Origin of the sequence: Dactylosporangium sp. NPDC000521, assembly GCF_042898305.1 — a bacterium.
Lineage (GTDB): Bacteria > Actinomycetota > Actinomycetes > Mycobacteriales > Micromonosporaceae > Dactylosporangium.
Window position 1 is genome coordinate 557,577 of record NZ_JBIAYW010000007.1, and the last position, 20,064, is coordinate 577,640.

16 protein-coding genes are annotated in these 20,064 nt (G+C 70.4%); 7 read left to right on the forward strand and 9 right to left on the reverse strand.

Going from position 1 to position 20,064, the window contains the following annotated elements; all coding sequences use genetic code 11:
- The first annotated feature begins 129 nt into the window (after positions 1-129).
- The 5 genes from ACFY3L_RS25455 to ACFY3L_RS25475 all read left to right on the forward strand — a co-directional run bounded on the left by ACFY3L_RS25455 (position 130) and on the right by ACFY3L_RS25475 (position 8,673).
- Complete coding sequence (locus ACFY3L_RS25455; protein ID WP_389328769.1) at positions 130-1,167, forward strand: NAD(P)-dependent alcohol dehydrogenase; 1,038 nt, start codon at positions 130-132, stop codon at positions 1,165-1,167.
- Positions 1,168-1,285: 118 nt separating this feature from the next.
- The gene (locus ACFY3L_RS25460) at positions 1,286-1,855 is read left to right on the forward strand and encodes an SMI1/KNR4 family protein (RefSeq protein ID WP_389328772.1); all 570 of its coding nucleotides are present in this window, start codon (positions 1,286-1,288) and stop codon (positions 1,853-1,855) included.
- 399 nt (positions 1,856-2,254) lie between these two features.
- Complete coding sequence (locus ACFY3L_RS25465; RefSeq protein ID WP_389328775.1) at positions 2,255-2,947, forward strand: hypothetical protein; 693 nt, start codon at positions 2,255-2,257, stop codon at positions 2,945-2,947.
- Entirely contained in the window at positions 2,944-3,705 is a 762-nt protein-coding gene (locus ACFY3L_RS25470; RefSeq protein ID WP_389328778.1) for a cobalt transporter, read from the forward strand. The genes ACFY3L_RS25465 and ACFY3L_RS25470 overlap by 4 nt, the downstream gene beginning before the upstream one ends.
- 9 nt (positions 3,706-3,714) lie before the next feature.
- Entirely contained in the window at positions 3,715-8,673 is a 4,959-nt protein-coding gene (locus ACFY3L_RS25475) for a carbohydrate-binding protein (RefSeq protein WP_389328781.1), read from the forward strand.
- A gap of 441 nt (positions 8,674-9,114) precedes the next feature.
- Here ACFY3L_RS25475 and ACFY3L_RS25480 read toward each other — a convergent pair whose 3' ends face one another.
- Entirely contained in the window at positions 9,115-10,575 is a 1,461-nt protein-coding gene (locus ACFY3L_RS25480; RefSeq protein WP_389328783.1) for a M1 family metallopeptidase, read from the reverse strand.
- A 376-nt stretch (positions 10,576-10,951) separates the two neighbouring features.
- On the opposite strand from ACFY3L_RS25480, the gene ACFY3L_RS25485 reads away from it, so the two are divergent.
- Both ACFY3L_RS25485 and ACFY3L_RS25490 read left to right on the forward strand, forming a co-directional pair.
- Positions 10,952-12,292, forward strand: a complete 1,341-nt coding sequence (locus ACFY3L_RS25485) for a ricin-type beta-trefoil lectin domain protein (protein ID WP_389328786.1) — start codon at positions 10,952-10,954, stop codon at positions 12,290-12,292.
- Between the two features lie 292 nt (positions 12,293-12,584).
- Complete coding sequence (locus ACFY3L_RS25490) at positions 12,585-12,791, forward strand: hypothetical protein (RefSeq protein WP_389328789.1); 207 nt, start codon at positions 12,585-12,587, stop codon at positions 12,789-12,791.
- A gap of 29 nt (positions 12,792-12,820) precedes the next feature.
- Here ACFY3L_RS25490 and ACFY3L_RS25495 read toward each other — a convergent pair whose 3' ends face one another.
- From ACFY3L_RS25495 to ACFY3L_RS25530, 8 genes are all read right to left on the reverse strand, one after another.
- Entirely contained in the window at positions 12,821-13,129 is a 309-nt protein-coding gene (locus tag ACFY3L_RS25495; RefSeq protein ID WP_389328792.1) for a DDE-type integrase/transposase/recombinase, read from the reverse strand.
- Between the two features lie 54 nt (positions 13,130-13,183).
- The gene (locus ACFY3L_RS25500) at positions 13,184-14,251 is read right to left on the reverse strand and encodes a cellulose binding domain-containing protein (protein ID WP_389328795.1); all 1,068 of its coding nucleotides are present in this window, start codon (positions 14,249-14,251) and stop codon (positions 13,184-13,186) included.
- A 262-nt stretch (positions 14,252-14,513) separates the two neighbouring features.
- The gene (locus tag ACFY3L_RS25505) at positions 14,514-15,389 is read right to left on the reverse strand and encodes an HpcH/HpaI aldolase/citrate lyase family protein (protein WP_389328798.1); all 876 of its coding nucleotides are present in this window, start codon (positions 15,387-15,389) and stop codon (positions 14,514-14,516) included.
- Positions 15,386-16,549, reverse strand: a complete 1,164-nt coding sequence (locus tag ACFY3L_RS25510; RefSeq protein WP_389328801.1) for a CaiB/BaiF CoA transferase family protein — start codon at positions 16,547-16,549, stop codon at positions 15,386-15,388. Before ACFY3L_RS25510 ends, ACFY3L_RS25505 begins: the two co-directional genes overlap by 4 nt.
- Before the next feature lie 2 nt (positions 16,550-16,551).
- Complete coding sequence (locus ACFY3L_RS25515; protein ID WP_389328804.1) at positions 16,552-17,730, reverse strand: thiolase domain-containing protein; 1,179 nt, start codon at positions 17,728-17,730, stop codon at positions 16,552-16,554.
- On the reverse strand, positions 17,727-18,386 hold the full coding sequence (locus ACFY3L_RS25520) for a CoA transferase subunit B (RefSeq protein ID WP_389328807.1): 660 nt from the start codon (positions 18,384-18,386) through the stop codon (positions 17,727-17,729). Before ACFY3L_RS25520 ends, ACFY3L_RS25515 begins: the two co-directional genes overlap by 4 nt.
- Positions 18,373-19,110, reverse strand: a complete 738-nt coding sequence (locus ACFY3L_RS25525) for a CoA transferase subunit A (RefSeq protein ID WP_389328810.1) — start codon at positions 19,108-19,110, stop codon at positions 18,373-18,375. Before ACFY3L_RS25525 ends, ACFY3L_RS25520 begins: the two co-directional genes overlap by 14 nt.
- A 2-nt stretch (positions 19,111-19,112) precedes the next feature.
- Positions 19,113-20,048, reverse strand: a complete 936-nt coding sequence (locus ACFY3L_RS25530) for an MBL fold metallo-hydrolase (protein ID WP_389328812.1) — start codon at positions 20,046-20,048, stop codon at positions 19,113-19,115.
- Between the last annotated feature and the right edge of the window lie 16 nt (positions 20,049-20,064).

Genomic DNA, 20,064 nt, shown 5'->3' on the forward strand with positions numbered 1-20,064 from the left:
TGCCCTGCCAGTACACGTTTCACCAGTGCCTTTCACCCCCGGTGTCCAGCGCGTTTGATGGATAGTGAACCTGACGCCCGCCCCGTGACGACCACCGGAGGCGAGTCCCGATCCAAGGAGCGATCTGTCATGCGCGTGCACGCCTATGCCGCACCGGGCCCGGCCGAGCCGTTGGTCCCGACCGTCATCGAACGCCGTGCCGTCGGCGCGAACGACGTCCTCATCGCCATCGAGTACGCCGGCATCTGCCACTCCGACATCCACACGGTGCGCGGTGAGTGGGGCCCGCAGCCGTTCCCGGTCGTGCCCGGCCACGAGATCGTCGGAGTCGTCGCCGAGGTCGGCGCCGACGTCACCAAGCACCGCGTCGGTGACCGTGTCGGCGTCGGCTGCATGGTCAACTCGTGCGGGGAGTGCGCCAACTGCCGCAACGGCGACGAGCAGTACTGCGTCAACGGCACCGTGTTCACCTACGCCAGCCCGGACCGCGACGGCACCTCGACCCAGGGCGGCTACTCCACCCACGTCGTCGTGGACGCCGGTTTCGTTCTGTCCGTCCCGCAGGGGCTCGACCCGGCGGCCGCCGCGCCGCTGCTGTGTGCGGGCATCACCACCTACGCGCCGCTGCGCCGCTGGGGCGCCGGTCCCGGCCGGCAGGTCGCCGTCGTCGGCCTCGGCGGGCTCGGTCACATGGCTGTCAAACTCGCCCACGCCATGGGCGCGCACGTCACCGTGCTGTCGCAGTCGCTCAAGAAGCGCGAGGATGGTCTGCGTCTCGGCGCCGACGACTACTACGCCACCGCTGACCCGGACACGTTCACGCAGCTCGCCGACCGGTTCGACCTCATCATCAACACCGTCAGCGCCGACCTCGACATCAACGCCTACCTCGGGCTGCTCACCGTCGACGGCACCATGGTCAACGTCGGCGTGGCACCCGGCCCGATGAGCGTCCACGGGTTCCTGCTGGGCAGCCGGCGCAACCTCACCGGCTCGATGATCGGCGGTGTCGCGTTGACCCAGGAGATGCTCGACTTCTGCGCCCAGCACGGCATCGGCTCCGAGATCGAGATCATCTCCGCCGACCGGATCAACGATGCCTACGAGCGGGTGCTCGCCTCCGACGTGCGGTACCGCTTCGTCATCGACGCCGCCACCATCGCCTGACCATAGTTCGACACAGACAGCACAGACGGCACGGGCGCGAGGACCGCTGTTCACGTGGTTCGCTCGCGCCCGCCCGTCTCTGGCCCGAATGTCGGCCCGGCCGGTCATGATGGTCGGCATGAGCCTCGCAACCTCGCTTGAGCAGATCGAACAATGGTTGCAGCAACACACACCTACGACCGCCGCGCTGCTCGCACCGCCGGCGACCGCCGCCGAGATCGCCACGCTGGAAGAGGTCGTGGGGTTCCGGCTGCGGCCCGAGGTCGAGGCTCTGCTGCGCTGGCACAACGGCTCGACCGGATTCGACGGCGCGTTTCCGCTCGCCCCGGTGCACCGCATGCTCGACACGAGGCAGATCGCCGAGCGGTGGCGCACCATCAACGACGTCACGCGGGACTCTCGCGTCGAGTGGCCCGACCTTTGGCGGCCGACCTGGCTGCCGCTGACCACCGATGAAGGACTTGCCAGCATCATGGTCGACCACAGCCCCGGCGCCACCGGCGAGGTCTTCTACTGGGACCACGTGGACACGCGAAACCAGCAGGTCCCGCCGTGGCCGAACCTGGCAAGCGAGGTCGCCGACCTGGCCACCGCCCTGCTCACCGGTGGTCGGATGTCCGGCAGTGCCGCCCATCCCGGTCTGCGCCCGGTCGTCGCCTACGACGGCGAGCTCGGCTGGGACGACTGAGCGGGTCGGGCGCCGCCAGTGTCTGCAGCGGCAGACGCGTCGACACTCTCGGTACTTTCTGACGACACGGAGGATTGTCCTGGTGCGCCGCGGATAACAGCCACTGCTCGAACCACCCGCAGCCGTCGAGGTCCCCATCGTCGCCCCGGACAAGCTCGCCGCCCTGCACTACTTCGGTAGCTGCGACTGGTGGATCTGCGAGTACGAGCCGGAGACCTGCACCGCATACGGCTACACGTGCCTCGGCGACCCCGATGGCCGGATTGCCGTTGAATCATGACAGTTGTGTGACGAAACTGCCCGGACCCGAATGTTCATCCGGGTGTTCCCTCCTGCTGGCCAACGATCGGCAAGACTCTGCGCGAACCAAGATCCTCTATTCGGAGTACTGCCTTGGCCATGCGCGGAAGACGGCAGTGGCGGGGAGCGGTGTGCCTGGTGGCGCTCGCGGTCCTCGCCGGGTTCGCCGTTCCCGGGACGGCGGCGGCGCACCCGTTCGGCGACCCGCAGACCGTCGCCGTCGGCCTCGGCGACGACCGGCCCGACGTCGTGCGGGTGCGGTGGCGGGTCGGCGGGTCCGACGACCTGACGCTGCTCGGGGTGTCGCTCGGCATCCTGCCGCAGGACCGGGTCATGCTCGACGGCGCCGTCTTCTACCGCGACACGGACGCGGCGGCGATCGCGCCCGCGCCGGCGTTCGCGAAGTACCTTCTCGAACGGATCACGGTCCAGACCAACCGTCAGGCCTGTCCAGGGGTGCTGCAGCCGATCGACGACCTCGCCAAGCGGGGCGTGACGATCGACTACACCTGCCCGGGGCCGGTCGGGACCGCGTCGGTCGCCGTGCGGACGCTGACCGACCTGCACCCGGCCTACCAGACCCTGGCAACCGGGCCCGACGGGCAGCGGACGGTGTACCGCCAGGGCGCCGACTCCCACGACTGGCCGCTCGGCGACTCGCCGGCCACCGTGCCCGCGTCCGGCAGCAGTGCCGCGATCCAGCTCGGCGCGGTCGTCGCCGGCGTGCTGGTCGCGATCGCTGTCGTTTGGCTGGTGGGCCGTCGGATGCGGCGCAGGAGGGCACCGGCATGAGTGACCGGTTGCAGGAGTTCGTCAACGCTCCGGGCATCGCGCCGCTCGCGTTCCTGTTCGCGTTCCTGGCCGGCGCCGGACACGCGCTGGGGCCCGGGCACGGCAAGAGCCTCGCGGCGGCGTACCTCGCGGGCTCCCGCGGCCGGGTCCGCGACGCCGCCTGGCTCGGCGGCACGGTCGCCGCGATGCACACCGTGTCGGTGCTCGCCATCGGCGTCGCCTGGACGTTCTTCTCGCTGTCCGACCTGGTCCGGATGGAGCAGCTGACCGGCTGGCTCCAACTGGTCGCGGGCCTGCTCGTCATCGGCACCGGCATCTGGCTGATCCGCCGCAACATGCACGGTCATCACCATCACCATCATCACGGCGACGGTCATCACCATCATCATCACGACGCGCACGAGCACGGCCATGAGCACGACCACGGGCACGGCCAGGTGAAGAGGCCCGGGCTGGTGCTGCTCGGGATGTCCGGCGGGCTCACCCCCTCACCGGCCGCGTTCCTCGTCCTCGCCACCGGCCTGTTCGTCGGCCGCGCCGGGTTCGCGCTGCTGCTCGTGCTCACCTTCGGCGCCGGCATGGCCGTCGTCCTCTTCGGCGTCGGCGTCCTCGCGATCGCCGGCCGCACCGTCCTCACCAGAACACCGCGCCTCCACGCCGCCGCCCGCGTGGCCCCCGTCCTCGCCGCCGGCGGCATCACCGTCTTCGGCGCCGGCATCGTCGCGTTCGCCGCGATGCACCTCATCACCGTCACATAAAGGAGAACCATGAGGCACCGACTACGGCGGGCGCTCTCGATCGCGCTCGCCGTCGTCCTCGCCGGCGGGTCCGTGCCCACGGACGCCGTCGCCGAGAACGCACCGCCGCTGACCGGCGGCGCGCCCGTGCTCAACCTGAGCGACGGGCAGACCCTCGAAGGGCGGGTCCGGGTCGAGGCCGAGCCGACCGTGGAGAACGACTCCGTCGTCGCGCTGACCGTCGATGGCAAGGCCGTCGGGGCCACGCCGACGAAGGGCACCGCGCGCTTCGCGTTCGACATGGGCGGCAACGGTACCGAGGCCCGCTACCACAACTACATCACCGTCAACGACCACACCGCCGAGGCGGACCGGGTCTACTTCCCGGACATCCCCGGCGGACGCAGCGGCGCCCTGGAGTTCCCCGGCGCCTGGCTGCACGCGGGCGTCAACACGGTCACCGTGCACGCCGGCGCGAACTGGGTCGACACCACCAACGCCAACGCGGTGGGCGTGGAGACGCTGCCGTTCGGTGAGGGCCTGCGCTGCCCGAACTACGACGACTTCCCGCTGAGCAGCCTCGCCCTCAGCCTGCTCGGCGTCGTGGCCGACGGCGAGCAGAACGCGTTCAGCTACAGCTTCGGCGACGGCACCTGCGGCAGCTCCAAGAACCTGCTGGTGAAGGACCTGACGTTCGTCGTCTCCGGCGAGCCCGGCTCGACCGCCGGCCTGGGCGTCGACCTCGACACCAGCACGCTCGGCAACGGCGCCCACACGGTCGTCGCGACCACGAGGTCCGGCGCCACCGCGCAGGCGCTCGTCGCCGTGAACAACGCGCCCGCCGGTGCCCCGAAGATCTCCCCGGCCGACGGCTCGCTCGTGCGCGGCAGCCGGCCGGTCATCGCCGCACTCGCCGGCGCGCCCGGCGCCGGCAGCGTGCAGTCGCTGGCCATCGACGGCAGCCCGGCCGAGAACGCGGAGTCCCTCGCGGCCGGCACCGCGACGCTCGCGCTGACCATCGAGGCCGGCAACTCGGCCGAGGCGAAGTACCACAACTACCTGCTCGTCAACGGCAACCGGGTCGACCTCGGCGGCGACTACGGCGTCGCCGGCGCCGAGACCGCGACGCTCAAGGTGCCGCACCGGTACCTCAAGTCCGGCGACAACACCATCCTGCTCAAGACCGGCGACTACAACGGCACCCTCAACGGGGCCACGTGCGCCAACCACGACGATTTCCGGGTCACCCGGGCGTCGGTGAGCCTCACGCTGGGCACGTCCGGGACGGTCACCGCCGGCCCGACGTACCTGGTCACCACCGCCACGAGCGGCGCGGTGACGAGGGAGGCGACGACCGCCGCCTCCCTCGCCCTGGGCGACGGCACCTGCGGCGCCAACAAGGAGGCCGAGTTCCACTTCGACGTGGCCGACGCCCCCACCACCCGCACGATCGACACGCTCGGCGCGGGCACCGATGCCCACCTGCGGGTGTTCGTCGGCGGCAACGGCGCCGACAGCGGCTTCGACAACGTCGTACGGATCAACGGCATCCCGCTGAACCTCGGCATCTGGGAGAAGGAGGTCGCCGACCTCGCGTTCCCGAACGAGTGGCTCGTCCCCGGCGTCAACGTCGTCGAGTTCGTCGCCGGTAGCGACCACGGCAGCGCCAAGGCCGGCGGCTGCGACAACTACGACGACTTCACGCTGCGCGACTTCCAGCTCGCCCCGGCGGACGCGAAGGCGACGCTGCTGAGCCGCGAGATCGCCGAGAACACCGTCACGATCGGCTCGGCGAGCTACCCGGCCGGCCAGCCGGTGACCGTGTACATCGGCGACGGCACCTGCGGCAGCAGCAGCAACGGCGTGCTCGCCAAGACCGTCCTGTTCGACGTCACCGCCGAGAACGGCGGTGCGCTGCCCGCGCTCGGCCGGCGCGCCGACGTCGACACCACCAAGCTCGGCGACGGCGGGCACAGCATCACGGCCGTCGTCGGCGACAAGACCTCGACCCGGCGGTTCACCGTCGACAACACCGCGCCGGAGGTGGCCGACAGCGTGCCGGCCCAGGGCCAGCGGCTCACGTCGACCGTCGCGCTCGTGGTGCAGGTCAAGGACGCCTCCGGGGTCGCCGGCACGCCGGTGATCACGCTCGACGGCAAGCCCGTCGCGCAGGGCGCCCTGATCGGCCGAGGCCTGGCCGCCGGTGCGCACACGATCGCGGTCACCGTGGCCGACGTGCTCGGCAACACGGCCACCCGGGAGATCCACTTCACCAGCGCGAGCATCCCGGACGTGCCGTCCGAGCTGACCGCGACCGTCGGGGACCCCAACGCGCCCGGCGCCACGCTGTCGGCGAAGATCCCCGGACCGGCCGGCGTGCCGCTCACGGCGACCTTCACCAAGGCCGACCAGGTCCTGCCGACCGGCGGCTACCAGGGCACGGCGACGTCGGTGCCGACCACGCTCGACGTGGCCCACGACGCCGCGGTACAGCTGGCGTCGCTCCAGCCGCTCGACGGCCGGACGATCGACACGCCGTCCGGGCGTGACGTGGTGTTCCAGCGCTACGACCTGAGCGTCGGCACCGCGCAGGACCCCATCCTGCGGTGGGAGGGCAGCATCGACCCCGAGCGGGTCGTGGCGCTGCGCGTGTGGGACCCGGCGGCCAAGCGCTGGACGGTGCTCACCAGCTCCCGCGGGCAGGCCGGCCACACCACGGTGCTGGCCGCGCCGGTCGGCGCCGAGCACCGCGACGGCGGGACCGTCCACGTCCTGGTCACCGGCGAGGACCCCTTCGCCGACGACCTGTCGCCCCGCGACGCGACGGCACAGCAGGACAAGGACCGCTTCGAGGACCCGGGCACGTACGACTTCGCGCTCGCGCACTTCACCGACACGCAGTACCTCAGTGAGGGCGCGGCCGGCGGCACCTACGACGACTGGGACGGCCGCGCCGAGCCCTCCGACGTGATGGCCGCCGAGGAGCAGGCGATCTGGGCCGCGGCGTACCGCAACACCACCCAGTGGATCGCCGACAACCGCGAGGGACGCAAGATCGCGTACACCGCGCACACCGGCGACATCATCGAGAACGACTACTACGACCCGCTCGCCAAGAACCCGGACGGCACGCTGCTGCGGCCCGGCCTCAACGAGCAGGTCGAGCGGGAGCTCGCGGCGGCGTCGGAGTACCAGAAGGTGCTCGACGACAACGGCGTGGTCAACCAGGTCATCGCCGGCAACCACGACGACCAGCTGGGCGCCGAGACCGGTCCGGACTCGCGGTTCAGCAAGACGTTCAGCGCCGGCCGGTACTACGGTGTCGCCAAGAGCTGGCCGGCGGGCACCGAGTACCACGCCTGGGACGAGCAGGTCGCGGCCGACGGCAGCGTCATCCCCGGCAAGGACAACCAGAACAACTACGTGCTGTTCTCCGCCGGCGGCCTGGACTTCGTCGCGGTCGGCCTGTCCTACGGCGTGACGCCGCAGGAGGCCAGGTGGGCCGACTCGGTGTTCAAGCGGTACAAGGACCGCAACGGCATCCTGCTGTCGCACGACTACCTGAAGCCGTCGGTCAACCCGGACGGCCGCGGCGCGGACTTCTCGGCGCCGGACGGCTCGCCGCTCTACAAGCAGGTCGTCGAGGCCAACCCGAACGTCTTCCTGGTGCTGGCCGGCCACGAGCACGGCGTCGGCACCAACGTGAAGTCGAAGGTCGGCGTCACGGTCACCCACGACGTCGTGGAACTGCTGGCGGACTACCAGTTCTACACGGTGTCCGCCGGTGACCTGTGGCCCGGCCGGGTCGACGCGAACGGCAACATCGACGTCAACGGCGACGGCACGGTGGACCACAAGGCCACCGACCGCCTCCAGTTCGGCGCGAGCTTCCTGCGCCTGCTGCAGTTCGACGTCGCCCGGGCCGAGGTGCACATCGACACGTACTCGCCGTTCCTGAACAACTTCGGGGCGACCGAGTACGACATCCGGGCCGACGGCAGCCAGACGAAGCCGCGGTACAACGGGGCCGAGGACAACCTGACCCTGCCGGTCGACCTCACCACCCGCAAGACGTCGTTCGCCACCGACTCCCTCGCGCTGTACGTGCCGGGCGGCACGATCGCGCAGCAGGAGGTCACGGCGAACGGGACCGCGACGGTCACCTGGTCCGGGCTCGCGCCGGCCACGTCGTACGGCTGGATCGTCTCGGCGACGAGCGCCGACGGCGGCGCGGCGGTGGCCCAGCCGGCGGTCTTCCGCACGGTCAAGGCCAAGCCGCAGGTGACGGCGACGGCCGCGCCGGTCGACTGGGGCACCGCGGCGAAGGTGGACGTCACCGTGGCCGCCGGCGGCCTGCCGGTCACCGGCAAGGTCGAGCTGCGCGAGGGCACGACGCCGCGCGGTACCGCGGAACTCGCCGCGGGCAAGGCGAGCTTCACCCTGCCGGCCGGCCTGTCCGGCGGCGTCCACAACCTGACCGCGGCCTACCTCGGCACCGACGGCTACGAGCCGGCCGAGGCCGGCGTCGCGGTGACGGTGAACCTGCCGCCGGCCTGGGTCGCGACCACGCAGTACAAGTTCAACGCCCGGGTCACCTACCAGGGCAAGGTGTACCAGGCGGCCTGGGCGACGCAGAACCAGAAGCCCGGCGACCCGAACGGCCCGTGGCAGGAGATCGCCATGGCCGAGGACGGCGCCGCGCTGTGGACGGCGTCGCGGATCTTCAACAACGGCGAGTACGCCACGTACCAGGGCAAGCAGTGGCGTGCCATGTGGTGGACCCGCAACCAGGCACCGGGCGACCCGAACGGCCCGTGGGAGGAGATCGCCCCGCCGCCGCCGGGTGGCGGCCCGGCGGCGTGGGCACCGACGCGGGTCTACAACGCCGGTGACCGGGTGACGTATCAGAACCACGTGTACGAGGCGAAGTGGTACACCCGCAACCAGAAGCCGGGCGACAAGAACGGCCCCTGGAAGCTGGTCAGCTAAATCAGCCAGGCAGTCCTGCTGCTGGTGTCGTCCCCGATGCCGGGCGCACCAGCAGCAGGACCCGGACCCCCTGGTACTCCTCCATGCGCGCCACCGAGAAACTGCAGACGTTCCTGCGTGACGCGGGCCGTCCAGAAACAGGCTGAGGGACACGACAGCTCCCCGCCTGAGCACCTGGACCCGACCGGCTGGATCGGCGGATCGACGTGCGGTCCTGGCGCGCCTCCACCCGGTACTGCCACCGGCTCCAGTGCGACGTCGCGCAGCGGTTCACCGCAGGGCAGACGCTGCTGCTGACGGAGCGGATCGGGTTGACCCGCAGCGGCCGGAGCTCCCCGAGGAGTCGCGCACCGACTGGCCGCGGCGCTTCGACGGCGGCCCGCCGGTGGTGATGACCCGGCGGGCCGCTCTGCGACCCGGCGGCGGCTGAGCGTGCCCTGGCTACTTCGGGGTGGTCGGCGAGTCGAGCCAGGTGTTGATCAGCGCGGTGAAGTCCTTGCCGGTCTGCTTGTTGACGAACGCGATGAACGAGGCCCGGTCCTGGGCCGTGCCGCGGTGCTGCTGCGCCCACTCGCGGGCCAGGGCGAAGAACGCGTCGTCGCCGAGCTGCTTGTGGATCTGGTGCAGCATCAGCGCCGGACACATGTAGACGTTGCTCTCCGCGAAGTTCTCCGCCTTCGGGTTGCCGGGCGGGCCGAGCCGGCTGCGGAGCCGCGCGTCGACGCCGCGGGCCCAGTCCTCCCACTGCTTCGCGCTGACCTTGTCGCGCTCGTTGGAGTACAGGTGCTGAGCGTAGGTCGCCCAGCCTTCGTTGAGCCACAGGTCCTTCCAGCTGGTCGGCCCGACCGAGTCGCCGAACCACTGGTGGGCGTACTCGTGCAGCAGGTCGTCCTCGAAGTACTTCGCGACCTCGGCGGGCTTCGTCGTGCCGTAGTCCGGCGTGCCCATGGTGATCATTTGCTGGGTCTCCATGCCGGACGCCGACGGCACCATGACGACACCGGCGCTGGCGAACGGGTACGGCCCGAACTTCTGCTCCAGCCACGCGAGCTGCTGCGGCGCCTTGCGCAGCGACGGGAGCACCTTGTCGTCGGTGCCGGGCCGGAACCAGTAGGTGAGCGGGATCCCGCGCGGCCCCTCCGCCGTCTCCTTCTGATACTTGCCGACGGCAAGGGTCGTCAGGTACGCCGCGACCGGGTCTGCGGCCGTGTACCGGAACGTGGTGCCCTCCTGCGGCTTCGCCGCCCCGGTCGCCACCGCCGACCACCCGTCGGGCACGGTGACGGCGATGTCATAGAGCGCTTTGTCCGACGGCTGGTCGTTGGCCGGATACCAGGTCGACGCGCCGTACGGCTCCTGCATCGTCCACAGCCCGCCGTCCTTGGTCACCGTCAGGCCGAGCGGCTCGGTGTCGGTCCGGTGCGACGGCATCGGCACCGTGGCCGGCGTCCCGTGATACTTCACGACCAGGGTCGCGAACGCGTCCTTCGCGATGGTGCCGGGCACCGTGAGGTCGTTGTCGGCGACGGTACCCGTGACCGCCGCCCCGTTCAGCGTGACCCCGTCGATCGTGTACGCCGCCGAGAAGTCCAGCCGCACGTCCCGCAGGTCGGTCGCTGCCCGCAGCCGGATCGTCGCCTGCCCGGTGAGCACCTTCGTGTCCGGCGCCCACGCCAGCTCGAGCCCGTAGTGCAGCACGTCCACCCCGGCGTTGCCGTACGCCGGGTAGAGCGGGTCGACGACCGGCGCGGACCGCCCGGCCGCCCAGGCGGCGTAGTCAGGCCCGGCCGGCGAGGGGCTCGCCGTGACGCTCGGGCTGGTCTTGGTGGACGGGGACGAATCGGGTGAGCAGCCCGCCGCGAGGGCGAGCAGGGGCACCGCGAGGAGGAGGGGTCGACGCACGGGCAAGATCGTAAACAGCCGACGTCAACGCCGCTGCCCCCGACGGTGGAGGTTTGGTAACGCGACGAAGGGTCGCCGCCGGCACCATCGGCGAGATTCCGGCGAGCGACTACGAAACGGACGTGACGCAACTCCTCAATGGATATCTCGATGGCCGAACACTTCGACCAGGCACGTGCCAGGACGCCGCGCATTGTGCGCTTTTGTCGGGTCTTGCACGAATTTCGCTACTTGGGCATGACAGGTTGTTGACAACAAGGTTTGCCGCCAATCACGATGCTGAGAGCGCTCTCACATCCGCCACGTGAGGGCATGAACAGGTGCGATTCCGCCAATCGCGCCATCTCCGCCCCTGCTCGAGAAGGGCACATTCGCTGTGGAGATTCAACAGGAACACACACCCCGCACGCCCCGTCGCCGGCGCCTCGTGGCGCTCCTCACCGCGGCCGTCACTGCGCTCGTCGGCAGCGTGGTCGTCCAGCAGCAGCCCGCGCACGCCGCGTGGAACCTCGTGTGGGCCGACGAGTTCAACGGGTCCGGCGCGCCCAGCAGCGCCAACTGGAACTACAACGTCGGTAACGGCCTCAACCCCGGTCTCAATGCCTTCGACGGCTGGGGCAACGGCGAGTGGGAGTGGTACCGGCCCGAGAACTGCACGCAGTCCGGCGGCAACCTCGTGATGCGCGCCAACTGGCTCACGACGCCCATCACGGTCAACGGCCGCAACTTCTACCAGACGTCGTGCCGCATGACGACGGACACGAAGAAGTCGTTCCAGTACGGCCGCATCGAGGCGCGCATGGCGCTCCCGACCGCCACCGGCTCGTGGCCGGCGTTCTGGATGCTTGGCGACGCGTGCGACGAGACGTCCACGAGCGCCTACAACCCGGCGCAGACGTACTACGACCGCCTGCCCACCAACTGGGCCAGTTGCGGCGAGGTCGACATCATGGAACACGCGAACGCGAACGCGACCGTGACGAACAACATCTTCTGGGACCTGCGGACCGGCGTGTTCCCGTGGACGGCGGGTCAGAACGCCAACTACGTCGCGAACCCCGCCGTCAACAACGCCGCGGCCTTCCACGTCTATGCGATCGAGTGGACGGCCGCACAGATCCGCTGGTACATCGACGGTGTGCAAACGCACGTGATCGACACGACACCGGCGACCCTGGAGGAGTTCCGCAAGCCGTTCCATGTCATCTTCAACCTGGCGTTGGGCGGCACGTACCCCGGACAGAACCCTGTGCAGGGCCAGTTCCCGCTCACCGCATCGATCGACTACGTGCGCTACTACCAGGACGGCGGCACGACGCCGGGCGGACCCGCGACGCAGATCAACGGGCCGGGCGGCAAGTGCGTGGACGTGGCCGGAAACGACACGGGCGGCAATGGCGCGGCCGTGCAGCTGTGGACGTGCCAGGGGTCTGCCGTTTCGAAGGACCAGCAGTGGAGCCGGGACGGCCAGACCCTGCGGACGTTGGGCCGGTGCCTGGACGTCGCCGGCGCCGGTACGGCCAACGGCACGAAGGTGCAGCTCTGGGACTGCAACGGCAGCGGCGCACAGAACTGGGTCCAGGAAGGCAACCAGTTGCGCAACCCGAACTCCAACAAGTGCCTGGACTCCCCGTCAGGCTCGACAGCGGACGGCGCGCGACTGCAGATCTGGGACTGCAACGGAACGGCCGCACAGTACTTCGTGAAGGCCGCGTGACGGCCGGCCGAGGGGCACGCTGACGGTCAGGGCGCGGGAGCGGACAGGCCCCCGCGCCCCTTCCGCGCGACGGCCAGCAGCGCTGCCGTGCACAGCGTCACCGTGGGCGCGGCATCACGATCCCGCTGTCGCCGTCGAGTGTGCCGTGCGCCGCATGGTCGACGGCGCCGTCCGCGCCCTGCTGGGTGGATGAGTGAGCAACGCCGCATCCGTGTGTCGGAGACCTGATCTACGGAATCGACAACGCCGTGCATCATTCCGAGGACAGCGCCAACCACGGACGGAAGCCGCCATGACCCGCACCCGCAAAGCCATCATCGCCGCCTTCGCGGCCCTGCTGCTCACGCCGGCCCTCAGCGCCTGCAACCTCGTCTCGGGCGGCGCCTGCGACACGATCACTATGAGCATCGCCGGCAAACCAGGCGGGAAGAGCGGTGGCAGCAGCAAGACAAAGTCGAAGAGCGGATCGAAGTCGAAAAGCGGACACGACTGCGACTGAGGGGAACACACCGCGGTCGGAGTGGAAGATCAACCCGGAGGCGGGCCGCCGGTGCAGCGCGTCGTTGAGGCAGCGTCGACGAGGTCGGCGCATAGGTGGTCGGCGGTGGCCCAGCCGACGACGCGGCGGGAGGCCAGGTCGATGACGGTGGCCAGGTAGAGCCATCCTTCCCAGGTGTCGATGTAGGTGATGTCGCCGCACCAGCGGGTGTCGACCGCGGCGGCGTCCACGGTGAAGTCTCGCTGCACGAGGTCGGGCCGGTGCGCCGCGGCCGGGTCGACGGTCGTGGTGACCTGCCAGCGTTGCGGGGTCTTGCCCCGGCATCCGGCGCCGCGCATGAGCCGGGCGATGCAAGGTGGCAACCCGTGCCAAGGGGTGCAATCAGAGCTGGCTCAGGCGGTGACCGTGAGATGGACGGTCCACGGGACCGCCGGCGTCGGGCACGGGGTGGGCTGGTGCATGCAGGCGTTGTCGGTGACCGTTCCCAGGTCGGTCCGGCCCTGGATCGCGGCTGTGTAGCGGGTGGTGAGCGGCAGGCCGGTGGGGTAGCCACCGGTGGTGTCGCGCAGGAGCAGCAGGCCGTGGTTGGACAGCTCCAGCGGCCGGTACATGCTGGGCAGCTGCACCACGAGCAGGTCGCCGACGTGCAGGCTCAGGAGGCGGGTGTTGTCGATCTGGGTGAGGGTGACGGTCTGGCCGGTGGACGGCACGTCGGCCACGTTGATGTGCACCTGCCACAGCGCGATCGGGATGGTGCACGGCAACGGGTCGTGCAAGCAGGCGGCGTCCGTGTGGGTGGTGATGTCGACCGGGCCCGGCACCACCGCGCGGTACAGGGCGGCGACCGGCTGGCCGCTCGGGTAGCCGCCGGCCGACGAGAGCTGCACGAGGTTGGTGCCGCCTGCCGTGGGCGGCAGGTACTGCGATCCGAGTCGCACGGCGACGGTCTGCCCGACCTGCAGGGTGAGGGTGCGGCCGGTGTCGGCCCCGGTGAGCGTGACGTCGGCGCCGGTGGACGTGCCGGGGGCGTCGTTCGTGCAGCTGGGCGTGGGAGCCACGGCCGGGCCGGACAGCTGCATGCCGAAGGTCGTCGACGCGCCGGGCGCCAGCGCGCCGTTGTAGGAGGCGCTGGCCGCGGTGGTGATGCCGCCGATCGTGGTGACGGTGGCGTTCCACGCCGACACGACCTGCTGGCCGGTGGCGAGCGTCCAGGTCGCGGCCCACTTCGTCGCGGCCGCCGCCGACGTGTTGGTGATCGTGACGGTGACGATCTCGCCGCCGTACCACTGCGAGTCCACGTGCGCGGTGGCGCCGCACGAGCCCGTCAGAGCGGCCGCCGGGGCGGCGGACTGCGGCGGCGCGCCACCGGCCATCGCCGGTGTCATCAGCAGCGCGAGCGCGGCCGTGCTCGCCGCACCCCCGATGATGGCCAGGGCCGCGGAGCGCCCGGAGACAGCCATGACTCTCATCCTTCCGACGCAGGATCGAGGACCGGCGTGCGCCGAGGTCGACAGCACCTCAGGCCCGCCTGACCCGGACCCTAGGAACGGCCCGGCCACCGCGTCAACACTCGATTACCATGCGTCGATGCCTGCAAGGGAGCGGGCGCCGATCGATACGAAACTTCCACAGGCCGGAGCGGACGGTGGGCCCGGCTCCGCAACCGCAACTACCAGGAGATTGTTCAAGTCTTGGACAACATCACTGGTGAACAGCGACAAATCACTCGGACTCGCGGTTCTCACCGCGGCGCCCGGCGACTCGCAGGATCCGTTGCGCCCTGGCCAGCACCGGCCGGTCGATCATCTGTCCGCGAATCCGTATAGCGGCGCCGGACGACGCGCGGTTCACCACCTCCGACGCCCAGGCCACGTCGTCAGCTGTGGGGCTCATGGCATGGTTGACCGGCGCCACCTGCTTGGGATGGATGCACAGCTTCGCGGTGAAGCCGAGCGACCGCGCAAATGTCGCGTCCTCGCTGACGTCGGTCTCGCTGTCCAGTGACGTCGTCACGCTGTCGATCGGTCCCACCCGACCGGCCGCGCGGGACGCGAGAACGAGGGTCGACCGTGCCAGGGTCATGGCCTGGCTGCTCGGCGAGGCGTCGACGTCGAAGGCGAAGTCGAGGTGGCCGAACGCCATGCGTACGACTCCGCGGGCTTTGGCAAGGTCATGGACTCCGACGAGACCAGTGGCGGTCTCGACCTGCGGCACGAGCGCCACCTCAGGTCCGAGGCGTTCGTGAAGCGAACGCAGGACGTCGCTCGAAGCCGCCATCGGTACGATCACCGCCGCGAGCGCTGTGAGCCCGACGAGTGCGTCCACGTCGTCGAGATGCTGCGAGCTGTCCGCGGCGTTGATCCGTACCGCGGCGGTGTTGCCACCGGCGATCCAGTCGACCGCGTGGTTGCGGGCCGCTGCCTTCTGCGGGCTCGCCACCGCGTCCTCCAGGTCGAGGATGACGACGTCCGCGCCGCTGGCGGCGGCCTTGTCGAAGAGCGCGGGGCGTGACGCCGGCACGAACAGCCACGACCGGGCCGTCTCGATGAGGTGATGATGGTCGCGGGGACCATGCCGGTCCGCGTCCGTTCCGGTCATGCGCGGGCCTTGTCGAGGCCGAGCTCGGCCAGGACCATTTCCGTGTGCTCCCCCAGGGCCGGGATCGGCCCGAGTGGCGGCTCTAGCCCGTCAGGCAGGGCCGGGGGCAGCAGCTGGCGGAGCATGCCCGCCGGGGAGCCCACGTCGCGCCACCGCGCACGAGCCAGGAGCTGGGGATGCTCGAGCAGGCCCGACAGCTCCCGGAGCCTGGCGTTGGCGACCCCAGCAGCGTCGAGGCGTGCGGTCACCTCATCCGCCGAGAGACCGGCGAACCGTTCCTCGATCACGCTCGTCAGCTCCGCTCTGTGTTCGACCCGCCGCATGTTCGCCGCGAATCGCACGTCGTCGGCAAGGGCGGAGTCGCCCAACACGTTCTGGCAGAACGAGGACCACTCCCGCTCGTTCTGGACCCCGAAGAACACCTGCTCGTCAGCGCACTGGAACGGCCCGTACGGCGCGATGGCGGCGTGCGACGCCCCTGTGCGGGACGGGGCGACTCCGCCGTACATGGTGAAGTTGAGGGGAAATCCCATCCACTCGGCCAGCGCCTCGAGCATCGACACTTCGACCGTCGCGCCCTCACCCGTGAGCCCGCGGCGGACAAGGGATGCGAGCGTGCCCGCGTAGGCGTACATCCCGGCCGCGATGTCGGCGACCGGGATGCCGACCTTGCTGGGCGTCTCGGGCGTCCCGGTGATGGACACCAGACCCGCCTCGCACTGGATGAGCAGGTCGTAGGCCTTCTTGTTCGAGTACGGACCGTTCGGGCCGAAGCCCGAGACGGACACGTGCACCAGGCCGGGGTACGTCGAGCGGAGCGTGGCGGCGTCGAGCCCCAGCCGCGCGGCGGCCTCGGGAGCGATGTTGTGCACGAACACGTCCGCGCGGGCCACGAGCGCCTGGATCGCCCGCTGGCCGGCCTCGGATTTCAGGTCGAGGACCACGGACTCCTTGCTGCGGTTGAGCCACACGAAGTGGCTGGAGAGCCCCTCGACCGTCTCGTCGTACGCGCGCGCGAAGTCGCCCGCGCCGGGCCGCTCGATCTTGATCACGCGCGCCCCGAGGTCGGCGAGGTGACGGGTGGCGAGCGGCGCGGCGACTGCCTGCTCGATCGAGACCACCGTGACGCCGTCCAGAGGACGTCGGCTTGCCGGTGCCATGGTCACACCGCCTCCAAGACACTCACATAGTTGGCGACCGCGAGCCCGCCCATGTTGTGCACCGCCGCACGGCTGGCCCGACCGAGCTGGAGCGCGCCGGCGGTACCACTGAGCTGCATGGCGGCCAGCACATGCTGGCTGACGCCCGTGGCACCGACCGGGTGTCCCTTGGACTTCAGCCCGCCCGAGGGGTTGACGGGCAGTGCCCCGTCGCGGAACACGACGCCGTCGTCGAGGAGCCGGGCACCCGCCCCGGGAGCCGCGAGCCCCAGGGTCTCGTAGAGCACCAGTTCGGCGATGGTGAAGCAGTCGTGCACCTCGAGGAACGACAGGTCCCCGGTCTCAAGTTCGGCCATCGCCATCGCCCGGTTCCAGGCCACCCGGCTCGCGGCGAACGCGACGGGGTCACGCCTGTCGGCGGGCAGGTAGTCGTTGGCCTGCCCTACGCCGAGGAAGCGCACCGCGGGATGGCGCGCCGCCGGCGAGCGCTCGCGACCGAGTACGACGGCGGCCGCGCCGTCCGAGACCGGTGAGCAGTCGGTCCGGCGCAGGATGCCCACGACCCGTGGGTTGGCGGCCGACTCGGTTCGGCAGAACGCCTCGTCGAGCGGCTTGCGCAGGTGCGCGTAGGGGTTGTCGAGCGCGTTGTGGTGGCTCTTGGCCGCGATCGTACCGAGCGTGTCGGAACAGTCGCCGAACCTCAGCGAGTACTCGTCGGCGACCTTCGCGAACAGTCCGGCGAAGCCCGTCGACGAGGTGCCGCCCGCCGTGTCGTAGTCCGCGCCGAGCAGGCACGCGCCCACCAGCTCCGCACCGGCATGGGTCATCTTCTCGGCACCGATCACCAGGACGTTGCGGGCCGCGGCGGCGCGCAGCGCCAGGATTCCCTGGTGGACCGCGGCCGCGCCGGACGCGCACGCGTTCTCCACCCGGGTCGCCGGTTTCCCCCACAGCCCGTCACCGGCCTGCAGCGCCAGCGACGACCCGAACGCCAGCGGGTGCATGCCCGCGTTGAACTGGCCGTAGTAGATGGCGTCGATCTGCTCGGGTTCGAGCCCGGCTGAGGCGATCGCCTCGACCGCCACGCTCACCACGAGCGACTCGATCCCCTCCTCAAGCTTGCCGAACTTCGAGTGCGCCCAGCCCGTGATGAGCACGTCTGCGGGCATCGACGTTGTCATCGATCGCCTCCTGTGGCTCGGGGGAGGTTGATGTCGGTCTCGAAGGGGGCGGTGATCGCCTTGAGCTCAGCCAGCGTCACGGCGGGCGCCAAAGCGGTCAGCACCAGGCGTCCTTCCCGGATGTCGAAGTCGGCGCGGTCGGTGATCACCCGGTCGACGACTCCGGCACCGGTGAGTGGCAGCGAGCAGTGCTCGACCACCTTCGGCGATCTGTCCTTGGCCAGGTGGTCGGTCAGCACCAGCACGCGCTTTGCTCCGGCGACGAGGTCCATGGCGCCGCCCATGCCTTTCACGAGTCGGCCCGGGATCGTCCAGTTGGCCAGGTCGCCCCTGCTCGACACCTCCATCGCGCCGAGGATGGCGAGGTCCAGGTGACCGCCGCGGATCATGGCGAAGGAGGCGGCGGAGTCGAAGAAGCTCGCACCCGGTCGCGCAGTCACGGTCTGCTTGCCCGCGTTGATCAGGTCCGCGTCCTCCTCGCCCTCCCACGGGAACTCACCCATCCCGAGCAGTCCGTTCTCGCTGTGGAAGGTGACCCGGACGCTGTCCGGCACGTGGTTGGTGACCAGGGTCGGGATCCCGATGCCCAGGTTGACGTAGGCACCGTCGCGCAGCTCCGCGGCGGCGCGGGCCGCCATCTCGTCACGCGTCCACATGGTGGTCCTCGGTTTCCGTGTTCGGCCGGGCTCTGACGGTCCGCTGTTCGATTTCGGGTGGCCGCTCGGGCGCCAGCACCACGTGGTCCACGAAGATGCCCGGGGTGCCGACGGTTTCGGGGTCGAGGTAGTCGGTGTGCACGCGGTCCACCTCGGCGAAGGTGGCGCGCCCGGCGGTTGCGACGGCGAGGTTGAAGTTGCGCGCCGTCTTGCGGTAGACGAGGTTGCCCTCGGCGTCGGCGATGTGGGCCCGGACCAGGGCGACGTCCGTGACGATGGCGCGTTCCAGGATGTAGGTCTTGCCGTCGAACTCGGCGTGCGGCTTGCCCTCGGCCACCACCGTCCCGACGCCGGTCGGCGTGTAGAACGCGGCGATCCCCGCGCCGCCGGCGCGGAGTCGCTCCGCGAGGGTGCCCTGGGGCACGAACTCGACCTCGAGCCGGCCGTCGAGGTAGCGCTGGGCGAACTCGCGGTTCTCGCCGACGTACGACGCGACGACCTTGGTGACCTGGCCGCTCTCGATGAGCAGGCCCAGGCCCTTGCCGTCCACGCCCATGTTGTTGGACACGACCGTCAGCCCTCGCACGCCGAGATCGCGCACAGCCTCGATGAGTCCGAACGGGTTGCCGCAGAGCCCGAACCCGCCGACGGCGAGCGTGCCGCCGTCGTGCAGGACGGCGGCGAGGCTCTCGGTGACCGACGCCCGCAGCTTGGTGGATGTCACGCTCACGCCTTCGTGTGGATCGGGGCGCCCAGCCAGGCGACGCAGTCGGCCAGTGCCGCGAACCGGTCCACCGTCGCGCCGGTCAGCTCCCCGTAGGCGCTGTGGACGTTCAGTACGAACCGCTCCGGGTCGAGCAGGTCCTTGAACTCGCCAAGGTCCGTGGTCCGGGCGACCTCCAGGGGAGGCATGCCGGCCGCGACACCGCGCCTGGCCTCGGCCAGGACGAAGCGGTAGTAGCGCTCGTGGTCGGCCAGGACCGCGCCGAGCTGGCCCGCATCGAGCACCGGTCCGTGCCCGGGCACGACCTTGTCGGCCTCGAAGGACGCCATCCAGTCCAGGCTGCGAATCGCCCCGGACGGCTCCCCCGCCATGATCATCGGTGTGTGACCCGGGAAGAGCAGGTCACCGACGAACAGGGCCCGCACGTCAGGCACCCAGGCGACGACGTCACCGTCGGTGTGCGCCGTGAAGCCGGGGTGTACCAGCTGCACATCCCGCCCGCCGAGATGCACCGTGAGCTGGGACTCGAAGGTGACGTCGGGCGCTCGCCGGCGAAGTCCGCCGAAGTCCGGCCGCGGCGACCAGAACGGCGGGAAGGACTCGAGCGTCCGGTCGACGAGGAAGCCCGCTCGCATCCGAGCGTGGCCCACCAGGCAGGTCGACTCGGGCAGCAGCGAGTTGCCGAACGTGTGGTCACCGTGATGATGGGTGTTGACCGCGTGGGTGAGCGGTTTGTCACCACGAGCTTCGTCGGCCGCGTCCAGCAGCCGGCGCGTACGCCGCTCCGTCGTGCACGTGTCGACGAGGAGTGCCCGCTCCTCCCCCACGACCAGACCAGCGTTGTTGATCCACCAGGTCCCGTCCGGCTGGAGCCATGCGTACACTCCCTCGGACACAGGGACCAGCTCACCGGGAGTGTTGTCGTGCTGGATGCTCATCGAAACCTTTCAGACA

Bases quoted from the DNA above. Each gene is read 5' to 3' on its own strand.
- ACFY3L_RS25455 (WP_389328769.1), top strand. From the start codon at position 130: ATGCGCGTGCACGCCTATGCCGCACCGGGCCCGGCCGAGCCGTTGGTC.
- ACFY3L_RS25460 (WP_389328772.1), top strand. From the start codon at position 1,286: ATGAGCCTCGCAACCTCGCTTGAGCAGATCGAACAATGGTTGCAGCAA.
- ACFY3L_RS25465 (WP_389328775.1), top strand. From the start codon at position 2,255: ATGCGCGGAAGACGGCAGTGGCGGGGAGCGGTGTGCCTGGTGGCGCTC.
- ACFY3L_RS25470 (WP_389328778.1), top strand. From the start codon at position 2,944: ATGAGTGACCGGTTGCAGGAGTTCGTCAACGCTCCGGGCATCGCGCCG.
- ACFY3L_RS25475 (WP_389328781.1), top strand. From the start codon at position 3,715: ATGAGGCACCGACTACGGCGGGCGCTCTCGATCGCGCTCGCCGTCGTC.
- ACFY3L_RS25490 (WP_389328789.1), top strand. From the start codon at position 12,585: ATGACCCGCACCCGCAAAGCCATCATCGCCGCCTTCGCGGCCCTGCTG.
- ACFY3L_RS25495 (WP_389328792.1), bottom strand. From the start codon at position 13,129: ATGCGCGGCGCCGGATGCCGGGGCAAGACCCCGCAACGCTGGCAGGTC.
- ACFY3L_RS25500 (WP_389328795.1), bottom strand. From the start codon at position 14,251: ATGGCTGTCTCCGGGCGCTCCGCGGCCCTGGCCATCATCGGGGGTGCG.
- ACFY3L_RS25505 (WP_389328798.1), bottom strand. From the start codon at position 15,389: ATGACCGGAACGGACGCGGACCGGCATGGTCCCCGCGACCATCATCAC.
- ACFY3L_RS25510 (WP_389328801.1), bottom strand. From the start codon at position 16,549: ATGGCACCGGCAAGCCGACGTCCTCTGGACGGCGTCACGGTGGTCTCG.
- ACFY3L_RS25515 (WP_389328804.1), bottom strand. From the start codon at position 17,730: ATGACAACGTCGATGCCCGCAGACGTGCTCATCACGGGCTGGGCGCAC.
- ACFY3L_RS25520 (WP_389328807.1), bottom strand. From the start codon at position 18,386: ATGTGGACGCGTGACGAGATGGCGGCCCGCGCCGCCGCGGAGCTGCGC.
- ACFY3L_RS25530 (WP_389328812.1), bottom strand. From the start codon at position 20,048: ATGAGCATCCAGCACGACAACACTCCCGGTGAGCTGGTCCCTGTGTCC.